At 66.8% G+C, this 11,600-nt stretch carries 10 protein-coding genes; 9 read left to right on the top strand and 1 reads right to left on the bottom strand.

Going from position 1 to position 11,600, the window contains the following annotated elements; all coding sequences use genetic code 11:
* Positions 1–144: 144 nt before the first annotated feature.
* From BIZ42_RS06965 to hslU, 6 genes are all read left to right on the top strand, one after another.
* On the top strand, positions 145–390 hold the full coding sequence (locus BIZ42_RS06965; RefSeq protein ID WP_019183672.1) for a lipoprotein: 246 nt from the start codon (positions 145–147) through the stop codon (positions 388–390).
* Positions 383–1,237 (top strand): diaminopimelate epimerase, encoded by an 855-nt coding sequence (dapF, locus tag BIZ42_RS06960; protein WP_070425970.1) that lies wholly within the window; start codon positions 383–385, stop codon positions 1,235–1,237. The genes BIZ42_RS06965 and dapF overlap by 8 nt, the downstream gene beginning before the upstream one ends.
* The gene (locus BIZ42_RS06955; protein WP_070425969.1) at positions 1,234–1,911 is read left to right on the top strand and encodes a DUF484 family protein; all 678 of its coding nucleotides are present in this window, start codon (positions 1,234–1,236) and stop codon (positions 1,909–1,911) included. The genes dapF and BIZ42_RS06955 overlap by 4 nt, the downstream gene beginning before the upstream one ends.
* Positions 1,912–1,933: 22 nt before the next feature.
* Positions 1,934–2,824 carry a tyrosine recombinase XerC gene (gene xerC, locus BIZ42_RS06950; RefSeq protein WP_019183675.1) on the top strand — a complete coding sequence of 297 codons (891 nt, stop codon included), beginning with the start codon at positions 1,934–1,936 and terminating at the stop codon, positions 2,822–2,824.
* A gap of 91 nt (positions 2,825–2,915) precedes the next feature.
* A complete protein-coding gene (hslV, locus tag BIZ42_RS06945) occupies positions 2,916–3,467 on the top strand; it encodes an ATP-dependent protease subunit HslV (protein WP_019183676.1) in 552 nt (183 codons plus the stop codon).
* A gap of 60 nt (positions 3,468–3,527) precedes the next feature.
* A complete protein-coding gene (gene hslU / locus BIZ42_RS06940; RefSeq protein WP_070425968.1) occupies positions 3,528–4,901 on the top strand; it encodes an ATP-dependent protease ATPase subunit HslU in 1,374 nt (457 codons plus the stop codon).
* Positions 4,902–4,964: 63 nt separating this feature from the next.
* On the opposite strand, the gene BIZ42_RS06935 is transcribed toward hslU, so the two are convergent.
* The gene (locus tag BIZ42_RS06935) at positions 4,965–5,633 is read right to left on the bottom strand and encodes a TetR family transcriptional regulator (RefSeq protein WP_019183678.1); all 669 of its coding nucleotides are present in this window, start codon (positions 5,631–5,633) and stop codon (positions 4,965–4,967) included.
* 230 nt (positions 5,634–5,863) lie between these two features.
* Between BIZ42_RS06935 and smeD the strand changes: the two genes are divergently transcribed.
* From smeD to BIZ42_RS06920, 3 genes are read left to right on the top strand one after another with little or no spacing between them, the layout of a single operon-like run.
* Positions 5,864–7,042, top strand: coding sequence for a multidrug efflux RND transporter periplasmic adaptor subunit SmeD (gene smeD / locus BIZ42_RS06930; RefSeq protein WP_070425967.1), 1,179 nt, complete (start codon positions 5,864–5,866; stop codon positions 7,040–7,042).
* Positions 7,043–7,054: 12 nt separating this feature from the next.
* A complete protein-coding gene (gene smeE, locus BIZ42_RS06925; RefSeq protein ID WP_070425966.1) occupies positions 7,055–10,201 on the top strand; it encodes a multidrug efflux RND transporter permease subunit SmeE in 3,147 nt (1,048 codons plus the stop codon).
* A complete protein-coding gene (locus BIZ42_RS06920; RefSeq protein WP_139146337.1) occupies positions 10,194–11,594 on the top strand; it encodes an efflux transporter outer membrane subunit in 1,401 nt (466 codons plus the stop codon). Before smeE ends, BIZ42_RS06920 begins: the two co-directional genes overlap by 8 nt.
* The last annotated feature ends 6 nt before the right edge of the window (positions 11,595–11,600 follow it).

Genomic DNA, 11,600 nt, shown 5'->3' with positions numbered 1-11,600 from the left:
GGCCGGCACCGCCCGGGCCCAGCAGGAGGCGGGGCTGCCGGCCAGCGCCGGCACTGCCGGGGTGCTTCCAGGGGCGCGATGTCTGCGCGGCCTGTTCATCCAGCCAGCACCCAAGCGCCCAAAGGGCGCGGCTATACTCAGGGCATGAAGACATCCCCCCGTACCCTCATCTCCCTGACGCTGGCCGCCTCGGCGCTGCTGGTGCTGTCGGCCTGTGGCAACAAGGGCCCGCTGGTCCTGCCGCAGAAGCCGGTCCCGGTCGAAGAACAACTGGTCGAACCGGCCGCCGACGACGCCACGCCGCCGGCCGCCGATGCCGATACCGATTCCCCGGTGGTTCCCGATCCCGTTGAAGCCCCGGCGCTGAAGGCCAATGACGGGAATGAGTAAGGCAAGCACGTCCGCGGCGCTGCGTTTCACCAAGATGCATGGCGCCGGCAATGATTTCGTGGTGTTGGACCTGCGCGATGGCAGCGCACCGCCGGATGCCGCACTGGCCGCGCGCCTGGCCGATCGCCATACCGGCGTGGGTTGCGACCAGATCCTGACCATCGAACCGCCCAAGGCCGAGGGCTCGGTGGCCTCCTACCGGATCTGGAATGCCGACGGCAGCCGTTCGGAGCAGTGTGGCAACGGCGCGCGCTGTGTCGCTGCCTGGCTGGTGCGCGATGGTGCGGTCACTGGCACCACGTTCGCGATCGACAGCCCGGTCACCACGCACGCGGTTGAGCGCCTGGGCGAAGACCAGTACGCGGTGGCGATGGGCGTCCCGCGTTTCGAGCCGGAGAACGTGCCGCTGATCGGCTTCGCCCGCGCCCGCGAAGAGTATCTCTTGCCGCTGCAGGGGGACACGGTGCGTTTCGGCGCGGTGTCGATGGGCAATCCGCACGCGGTCATCGAAGTGGGCCTGGTCGATGCCGCCCCGGTCGAACGCCTGGGTCCGTTGCTGCAGCAGCACGCCTCGTTCCCGAAGTCGGTCAACGTCGGCTTCGTGCAGGTGCTCGGCCCGCAGCATGCGCGCCTGCGCGTGTACGAGCGCGGTGCCGGCGAAACCCTGGCGTGCGGCAGCGGCGCGTGCGCCGCGGCCGTGGTGATGATGCAGCGCGGTCGCCTGCAGCGCGATGCCACGATGTCGCTTCCGGGTGGCGATCTGCGCATCCGCTGGCCGGCCGATGATGCACAGATCGTGATGTCCGGACCCGCAGCCTTCGTCTTTGATGGAGAGTGGAACGCATGAGTGACACCGCCGAGAAAATCGGATCGCACGAAGTAGCCGCCTGGCTGCGTCGGCATCCGACCTTCCTGAAACAGTTCCCGGACCTGGCCCTGACCCTGGTGGTGCCGCGTGATGACGGCCCCACCGCGTCGCTGGCCAGCTACCAGCTGGAAGTGCTGCGCGACAAGAACCGTGAGCTGTCGCGGCGGCTGGCCGATCTGGCCGCCAATGCGCAGATCAACGAGCGCCTGGCGGTCCGCACGCACCAGCTCACCCTGGCACTGATGAAACAGGACTCGGCGGCCGATACCCTGCGGGCGATGGCCGCCTCGCTGGAAGAAGATTTTGCTGGCGATCTGGTCCGGCTGATCGTGCTGCACCCGGTTGCGGGGCTGGAGCAGGCGCCGTGGCTGCAGGTGATCGAGCAGAGCAGCCCGTTGCTGGGGGTGTTCCGCGATTGCCTGAAAGACGGCGAGCCGATCTGTGGCCGCCTGCAGCCGGAAAAAAATACCGTGCTGTACGCGGGGCGTGCCGAGGAAGTGCAGTCCAGCGCGCTGCTGCCGCTGCCGGGCGTCGGCCTGATCGCGGTGGGCAGCCACGACGGCAACCGGTTCTACCCCGGCATGGGCACGTTGTTCCTGCGCATGATGGGCGAGTCGCTGGTCGTGGCCCTGCAGCGTTTCCCGTCTCCCTGACATTCCCTTGAGCGGAGCCGTCGTGAGTACCGCGCAGGACTTCCTGTCGCATCTGCAGGTGGAGCGCCGGATGTCGGCGCACACGCTGGATGCCTATCGTCGCGACCTGGACGCCCTGGCGGCGTGGTCGGACGGGCAGGGCGCCATCATCGACACGCTCGACAGCGCGCAGCTGCGCCAGTTCATCGCGGCCGAACACCGGCGTGGCCTGTCGCCCACCTCGCTGCAGCGCCGGCTCTCGGCGTGCCGCAGCTTCTATGCGTGGCTGCTCAAGCACCATCGCATCGCCGCCAACCCGGCCACCGGCCTGAAAGCCCCCAAGGCGCCGCGCAAGCTGCCGCAGGTGCTCGATGCCGATGAAGCCGTGCAACTGGTCGAACTGCCCACCGATGCACCGCTCGGCCTGCGCGATCGCGCGCTGCTGGAGCTGTTCTATTCCTCCGGGCTGCGCCTGAGCGAGCTGTGCGCGCTGATCTGGCGCGACCTGGATTTCGATACCGGCCTGGTCAACGTGCTGGGCAAGGGCAACCGCGAGCGCCGGGTGCCGTTCGGCTCGCATGCACGCACCGCGCTGCAGGGCTGGCGGGCCGAGAGCGGCGGCGCGGCAACCGCGCCGGTGTTCCCCGGGCGCAAGGGCGGGCCGATCACCCAGCGCGCCGTGCAGATCCGCATCCGCCAACTGGCCCAGCGCCAGGGCCTGTTCAAGCACGTGCACCCCCACATGCTGCGGCATAGTTTCGCCAGCCATATCCTGGAATCCTCCGGTGATCTGCGCGGCGTGCAGGAGCTGCTCGGTCACGCCGACATCGCCACCACGCAGATCTACACCCACCTGGATTTCCAGCACCTGGCCAAGGTCTACGATGCGGCCCACCCGCGCGCCAAGCGGCGCAAGAGCGGCAACGAAAGCTGAATCGATCCGCTGCGGCATCCGGGCGCAGGGCAGGGCGGGTTGAAGCGTCGGGCACAGACCCCACCTCAGTCTTTGTCACCCCGGAGGCTCCATGGACCCCAGTCAGAACCCCAACGTATTTCATGCCACCACCATCATCTCGGTGCGCCGCAATGGGCATGTCGCCGTCGCCGGCGATGGCCAGGTCACGCTCGGCCACACGGTGATGAAGGGCAACGCCCGCAAGGTGCGCCGCCTGGGTCGCGAGGGCCAGGTGCTGGCCGGTTTCGCCGGTGCCGCCGCCGATGCCTTCACCCTGTTCGAGCTGTTCGAGGCCAAGCTGGAAAAGCATGGCCAGCTGCAGCGCGCTGCGGTGGAACTGGCCAAGGATTGGCGCACCGAGCGCCGCCTGGGCAAGCTTGAGGCATTGCTCGCCGTCGCCGACAAGGACACCTCGCTGATCATCAGCGGCACCGGTGATGTGATCGAGCCCGAAGACGGCATCATCGCGATCGGTTCCGGTGGTTCCTACGCCCTGTCGGCCGCCCGCGCGCTGATGGCGCACACCGAACTGGATGCCCGCACGATCGCCACCGAGTCGATCAACATCGCCGGCGACATCTGCATCTACACCAATCGCAACGTGGTGGTCGAGGAACTGTAAGCGTAGTGCCGGCCGCTGGCCGGCAACCTCGAAAAACCCAATTCATCCGTGAGCACACTCATGCCGCACAAGATTGAAGTTTCTTCCGCCACCATGACCCCGCGCGAAATCGTGCAGGAACTGGACCGGCACATCGTCGGCCAGCACGACGCCAAGCGTGCGGTCGCCATCGCGCTGCGCAACCGCTGGCGCCGCATGCAGCTGCCGACCGAGCTGCGCAACGAAGTGATGCCCAAGAACATCCTGATGATCGGCCCGACCGGCGTCGGCAAGACCGAGATCGCGCGTCGCCTGGCCACGTTGGCCAACGCACCGTTCGTCAAGGTCGAAGCGACCCGTTTCACCGAGGTCGGCTATGTCGGCAAGGATGTGGAGCAGATCATCCGCGACCTGGCCGACACCGCGGTCAAGCTGTACCGCGAGCAGGCCAAGGTGCGCGTGCGCACGCAGGCCGAAGAACGCGCCGAAGACCGTATCCTGGATGCGCTGCTGCCGCGCCGCAGCACCGGCATCGGCTTCGACGCCGAAGCCGCGCGCAACGAACCGTCCGCGCAGGACAACGAGACCCGCATCAAGTTCCGCCGCATGCTGCGCAACGGTGAACTGGACGAGCGCGAGATCGAGCTGGAAGTGTCGGCCAACGTGAGCATGGACATCATGACCCCGCCGGGCATGGAGGAAATGGGCCAGCAGCTGCGCCAGATGTTCTCCAGCCTGGGCGGCGCGAAAGCGCAGAAGCGCACGCTGCCGATCAAGGCGGCGCGCCCGCTGCTGATCGAGGAAGAGGCCGGCAAGCTGGTCAACGAAGACGATATCCGCAGCGCGGCGATCGAGGCCTGCGAGCAGCACGGCATCGTGTTCATCGATGAGATCGACAAGGTCGCCAAACGCGGTGACAACGTCGGTGGTGGCGATGTGTCGCGCGAGGGTGTGCAGCGCGATCTGCTGCCGCTGGTGGAAGGCTCCAACGTCTCCACCAAGTACGGCACGATCAAGACCGACCACATCCTGTTCATCGCCTCCGGTGCGTTCCACCTGGCCAAGCCCAGCGATCTGATCCCGGAGCTGCAGGGTCGTTTCCCGATCCGCGTGGAGCTGGGTGCGCTGAGCAAGCAGGACTTCGTGCGCATCCTCACCGAGCCCAAGGCCGCGCTGACCAAGCAGTATGAAGCGCTGCTGCAGACCGAGGGCGTCTCGATGAAGTTCACCGTCGATGCGGTCGACCGCCTGGCCGAGATCGCGTTCCAGGTCAACGAGCGCCAGGAAAACATCGGCGCGCGCCGCCTGCACACCGTGCTGGAGCGCCTGCTGGATACGCTGAGCTATGAAGCGCCGGATCGCGATGGCGAGACCATCAGCATCGACCAGGCCTATGTCGACGCGCATCTGGGCGAGCTGGTGCAGGATCCGGACCTCAGCCGCTACATCCTGTAACGGCGCGCAACGATCGGGTGGTAGGAAGAACGGCGGCACTGCGGTGTCGCCGTTTTTTTTGCCTCACACCTCGTCGTCGGTCGGCAATGGCGTTGGCGGTGCGCCCGGGGTGAACACCCCCGGTTTGACGAAGGCACTGAAGATCGCATCCAGCGTCTGCATGCCGTCGCGCTGGATCTCGAACAGATCCGGTTCCAGCATCGCGCTGTACAGCACGCCGGTCAGGCTGGTGCTGACGATGCGCGCCACGGTTTCGGCATCGGCGTGGTCGTGCAGCTGGCCCAGCTCGCGCGCACGCTCGAGTGCGGCCGCGATGATGGCCAGTTCCTCACGTGACGCTTCGCGCTGCAGCTCCTGCATCGCCTGGCTTTCCACCGACAGATCGTTGCGCAGCATGATTTCCATCATGTTGCGCAGGCGTTCGTCTTCGGCCAGTTCGCGGAAGGAGACCAGCAGCGCCGAACGCAGGTCCAGGATCGGCGTGTTGCGCTTGGCCGAGGTGGTGCGGCGCATGCGCTCGATGAACGGCACGCGCTCGCGGTCGATCATCGCGGTCAGCACTTCGGCCTTGTTCTTGAAGTGCCAGTACACCGCGCCGCGGGTAAATCCGGCGCGCGCGCCGATCATCGCCAGGCTGGTGCCGGCGACCCCGTATTCATGGAAACAGACCTGGGCCGCATCGAGGATGCCCTCGCGGGTGGCCTGCGCCTCTTCTTTGGTTTTTCTGGCCATTGCGCTGTGCAGTTGCTGGATGAAACCGGCCTGAATTGTACCGCTTTACAAACAAACATGCATGTATGTATATTTGCGCCCCACTGATCCTCAGCGAGGACTGCCCGCAAATGCCGGCGGGTCTCGTTTCGGATATTTGCCGTCATTTGCTGCCTGTTTGTCGTCATTCTTCGCTTTTATCGGAAGTTGGGCTGCAGGCGCGCCCTTTCCGTCTGCGAGCCCCTACCGCCATGTCCAGAACCCCGTACCGTCTTCTCGCGCTGTCCCTCGCGATCGCCCTGACCGTGTCCGCCTGTGGCGGTGGTGAGCAGGAGGGTCCACAGGGCGGGCCTGGCCAGGTCACCGTGGCCACCCTGAAAGCCGAGCAGGTGGGCCTGACGCGCGAACTGCCGGGCCGTACCAATGCCTTCCTGGTGGCCGAAGTACGCCCGCAGGTCAATGGCATCGTGGCCAAGCGCCTGTTCACCGAAGGTGGGCTGGTCACCGCGGGGCAGCCGCTGTACCAGCTCGATGACGCCAGCTACCGCGCCCAGGCCAACAGCGCCCGCGCCCAGCTGGCGCGCGCCGAAGCCACCGCCAATGCCGCACGCCTGAGCGCCAGGCGCATCGGCGAGCTGGCCAAGGTCGAAGCGGTCAGCACCCAGGACAACGAGAACGCGATCGCCGCGCTCAAGCAGGCCGAGGCCGATGTGGGCGCCGCGCGTGCCTCGCTGGACGCCGCCAACGTGACGCTGGGCTATGCCCGCATCACCGCGCCGATCAGCGGCCGCATCGGCAAGTCCTCGGTCACCCAGGGCGCGCTGGTCAGCGCCGGCCAGGCCGAAGCGCTGGCCACGGTGCAGCAGTTGAACCCGATCTATGTCGATCTGACCCAGTCCGCCAGCGAGCTGCTGCAGCTGCGCCGCGAACTGGCCAGCGGCCGCCTGCAGGACAACCAGACCCTGCCGGTGACGATCCTGCTCGACGACGGCACCGAGTTCGATCACAAGGGCACGCTGGAGTTCTCCGAAGTCAGCGTGGACCCGACCACCGGCAGCTACGCGCTGCGGGTCAAGGTCGAGAACCCGGACCAGGTGCTGATGCCGGGCATGTACGTGCGTGCCCAGGTCGGCAGCGGCGTGCGCGAGAACGCGATCCTGGTGCCGATGCAGGGCATCGCCCGCGATCCCAAGGGTGATACCAGCGCCATGGTGGTCGGCAAGGACGACAAGGTCGAAGTGCGGCAGGTCAAGGTCAGCCGCTCGCTCGGCGACAAGTGGCTGGTGGAGGACGGGCTGAAGGCCGGTGACAAGGTCATCGTCGAAGGCCTGCAGAAGATCCAGCCGGGCATGCCCGTGCAGGCCACCGAAATGGGCGCGGCCCCGGCCAAGCCGGCCGCCGCGCCGGCGGCTCCCGCCGCCCAGCAGTAACCGGAGAATTCCATGGCACGTTTTTTCATTGATCGCCCCATCTTCGCGTGGGTGATTGCGATCATCATCATGCTCGCCGGTGGCCTGGCGGTGCTCAAGCTGCCGGTGTCGATGTACCCGGAAGTGGCACCGCCGGCCGTCGAGATCAGCGCCAGCTACCCGGGTGCATCGGCCAAGGTGGTCGAGGACTCGGTGACGCAGATCATCGAGCAGAACATGAAGGGCCTGGACGGCCTGATCTACTTCTCCTCCAACAGCTCCTCCAATGGCCAGGCCACGATCACGCTGACCTTCCAGAGCGGCACCGACCCGGACATCGCCCAGGTGCAGGTGCAGAACAAGCTGCAGCTGGCCATGCCGCTGCTGCCGCAGGAAGTGCAGCGCCAGGGCATCAACGTGGCCAAGTCGAGCAGCGGCTTCCTGCAGGTGCTCGGCTTCGTGTCTGAAGACGGCAGCATGGATGCCAACGACATCTCCGATTACGTCGGCTCCAACATCGTCGATCCGCTGAGCCGCGTGCCCGGCGTGGGCAACATCCAGGTGTTCGGTGGCAAGTACGCCATGCGCATCTGGCTGGACCCCAACAAGCTGCACACCTACAAGCTGTCCACCGCCGAAGTGATCGCGGCGATCACCGCGCAGAACGCGCAGGTCGCCATCGGCCAGCTTGGCGGTGCGCCGTCGATCAAGGGCCAGCAGCTCAACGCCACCATCAACGCGCAGGACCGCCTGCAGACCCCGGAGCAGTTCCGCAACATCATCGTGCGCAGCGCGCAGGACGGTGCCGAACTGCGCCTGGCCGACGTGGCCCGCGTGGAGCTGGGGGCCGAGTCGTACGACTTCGTGACCCGCTACAACGGCAAGCCGTCTTCGGGTATCGCGATCACCCTGGCCACCGGCGCCAACGCGCTGGCCACCGCCAACGGCGTGCGTGCCACCCTGGATGAAATGGCCCCGAACTTCCCGGCCGGCCTGAAGGCGGTGGTGCCGTATGACACCACCCCGTTCGTGCAGGTCTCGATCAAGGGCGTCATCAAGACCCTGATCGAAGCCATCGTGCTGGTGTTCCTGGTGATGTACCTGTTCCTGCAGAACTTCCGCGCGACCCTGATCCCGACGATCGCGGTGCCGGTGGTGCTGCTGGGCACGTTCGGCATCCTGGCCGCGCTGGGCTTCTCGGTGAACATGTTGACCATGTTCGCGATGGTGCTGGCGATCGGCCTGCTGGTCGATGACGCGATCGTGGTGGTGGAGAACGTCGAGCGGATCATGTCCGAGGAAGGCCTCTCGCCGCTGGAAGCCACGCGCAAATCGATGAGCCAGATCACCGGCGCGCTGGTCGGCATCGGCCTGGTGCTGTCGGCGGTGTTCGTGCCGATGGCCTTCATGAGCGGTGCCACCGGCGTCATCTACCGCCAGTTCTCGGCCACGATCGTCTCGGCGATGGCGCTGTCGGTGCTGGTCGCCATCGTGCTGACCCCGGCGCTGTGCGCCACCATGCTCAAGCCGCTCAAGAAGGGCGAGCACCACGTGGCCCACAAGGGCTGGTCGGGCCGTTTCTTCAACGCGTTCAACCGCGGCTTCGACAACTCCAGCGCGAAGTATCAGCGTGGCGTGCGCGGCATCCTCGGCCGTCCGTGGCGTTTCATGGGCGTGTTCGCGGCGCTCGCGCTGGTGATGGGCCTGCTGTTCATGCGCCTGCCCAGTTCGTTCCTGCCCAATGAAGACCAGGGCATCCTGATGGCGCTGGTGCAGACCCCGGTCGGCGCCACCCAGGAACGCACCCTGGAATCGATCGACAAGCTCGAAAAGCACTTCATGGAGAACGAGGCCGACGCGATCGAGTCGATCTTCTCCGTGCAGGGCTTCAGCTTCGCCGGCATGGGGCAGAACGCGGGCATGGCCTTCGTCAAGCTCAAGGACTGGAAGGACCGTGATGCCGACCAGGGTGCGATGCCGATCACCGGACGTGCCATGGCCGCGCTGGGCGGGATCAAGGACGCCTTCATCTTCGCCTTCCCGCCGCCGGCGATGCCGGAGCTGGGCATCGGCTCGGGCTATACCTTCTTCCTGAAGGACACCAGCGGTGCCGGTCACCAGGCCTTGCTGGAGGCACGCAACCAGCTGCTCGGCATGGCCGGGCAGAGCAAGCTGCTGGCCAACGTGCGCCCGAACGGGCAGGAAGACACCCCGCAGCTGCGCATCGATATCGATGTTGGCAAGGCCAGCGCGCTGGGCCTGTCGCTGGAGGCGGTCAACACGACGCTGGCGGCGGCATGGGGCAGCAGCTACATCGATGACTTCATCGACCGTGGCCGGGTCAAGCGCGTGTACGTGCAGTCCGATGCGCCGTTCCGCATGAACCCGGAGGACTTCAACCTGTGGTCGGTGAAGAACACCGCCGGTGAGATGGTGCCGTTCTCGGCCTTCGCCAGCCAGCGTTGGGATTACGGTTCGCCGCGCCTGGAGCGCTACAACGGCGTCTCCGCGATGGAGATCCAGGGCGAGCCCGCCCCGGGCGTGGCCTCGGGCGATGCGATGAACGAAGTGGAGAAGCTCGCCAAGCAGCTGCCGGCCGGTTTCGACATCGAGTGGACTGCGCTGTCCTACCAGGAACGCCAGGCCGGTTCGCAGACGCCACTGCTGTACACGCTGTCGCTGCTGATCGTGTTCCTGTGCCTGGCCGCGCTGTATGAAAGCTGGAGCGTGCCGACCTCGGTGCTGCTGGTGGCGCCGCTGGGCATCCTCGGCGCGGTGCTGGCCAATACCTTCCGCGGCATGGAGCGCGACATCTACTTCCAGGTGGCGATGCTGACCACGGTGGGCCTGACCAGCAAGAACGCGATCCTGATCGTGGAGTTCGCCAAGGAGAACCTGGAAAAGGGCGCCGGCCTGATCGAAGCGACGATGCATGCCGTGCGCGACCGTCTGCGCCCGATCATCATGACCTCGCTGGCCTTCGGCCTGGGCGTGCTGCCGCTGGCGATCGCCTCCGGTGCCGGTTCCGGCGCGCAGCAGGCCATCGGTACCGGCGTGCTGGGCGGCATGGTGGTCGGCACCCTGCTGGGTGTGTTCTTCATCCCGCTGTTCTTCGTGGTGGTGCAGCGCGTGTTCAATCGCAAGAAGTACGGCAAGAACGCTGGAGGTTCCGATGCGTAAGCCCATGATGGCCAGCCTGGCGCTGGCCGTGAGCCTGGTGCTGTCCGGCTGCTCGACGCTGGAGCCTCGCAGCACCGAAGTCGCCCCGGCGATTCCCTCGCAGTGGCCGGCAACGGCCACCACGGGGGCAGTGACCGCTGCACCGATGGAAGTGGCCGACATCGGCTGGCGCGATTTCTTCGTCGACCCGCGCCTGCAGGCAGTGATCAGCCAGTCGCTGGAGAACAACCGCGACCTGCGCGTGGCCGTGCTCAACGTCGAGCGTGCCCGGGCGCAGTACCGCATCCAGCGCGCCGACCGCGTGCCGGCGATCGGCGTGCAGGGGCAGATGACCCGCAGCGGCGGTGATGCGCCGGTGACCGAGCAGTTCAGTGCCAACCTCGGCGTGGTCGAGTTCGAGCTGGATCTGTTCGGCCGCGTGCGCAACCTCAGCCAGGCTGCGCTGCAGCAGTACTTCGCCGAAGCGGCCAACCGTCGCAGCGCGCAGCTGTCGCTGGTGGCCGAGGTGGCCAATGCGTGGCTGACCCTGGGCGCGGACAGCGAACAGCTGCGGATCGCCCAGGCGACGCTGGCGACGTACGAAGATTCGCTGCGCCTGACCGAGGCACGCCGTCAGCTTGGCGGCGCCTCGGCGCTGGAACTCAGCCAGACCCGCACCCTGGTGGAAACCGCGCGCACGGATGTGGCGCGCTTTGCCGGCCAGGTCGCCCAGGACCGCAATGCACTGGTGCTGCTGGCCGGCGGGCCGGTCGATGCCGCCCTGCTGCCGCAGGCCGAGGTGACCGATGTGGCCAGTGTGCGGCCGCTGCCGGCCGGCATGCCGGGCGATGTGCTGCTGCGCCGCCCGGACGTGATGGCTGCCGAGCACGTGCTGCTCTCGGCCAATGCCAACATTGGTGCCGCGCGCGCGGCGTTCTTCCCGTCGATCAGCCTGACCGGCAACATCGGTTCGGCCTCCTCGGAGCTGTCGGGTCTGTTCGACAGCGGCACGCGCGTGTGGAGTTTCATTCCCAAGCTCAACCTGCCGATCTTCCAGGGCGGCAAGCTGCGCGCGAATCTGGGCATGGCCACCGCTGATCGCGATATCGCACTGGCGCAGTACGAGAAGGCGATCCAGTCCGGGTTCCGCGAGGCGGCCGATGCACTGGCGCTCAACGAGAGCCTGGATGCGCAGTTGTCTTCGCAGCAGGCGCTGGTGGCTGCAGCGGAGCAGGCGCAGCGATTGTCCCAGGCGCGTTACGACGCCGGTCTGGACAGCTTCCTGACCTTGCTGGACGCACGGCGTACCGCCTACACCGCGCGGCAGTCGCTGGTCAGCACGCAGCTGGCGCAGCAGTCCAACCAGGTGGCGTTGTACAAGGTGCTCGGCGGCGGCTGGCACGAGCGCGGGTAAGTCTGC

Origin of the sequence: Stenotrophomonas sp. LM091 (assembly GCF_001806305.1) — a bacterium.
Classification (GTDB): Bacteria; Pseudomonadota; Gammaproteobacteria; order Xanthomonadales; family Xanthomonadaceae; genus Stenotrophomonas; species Stenotrophomonas bentonitica_A.
This window is presented reverse-complemented; position numbering and strand designations above follow the sequence as displayed.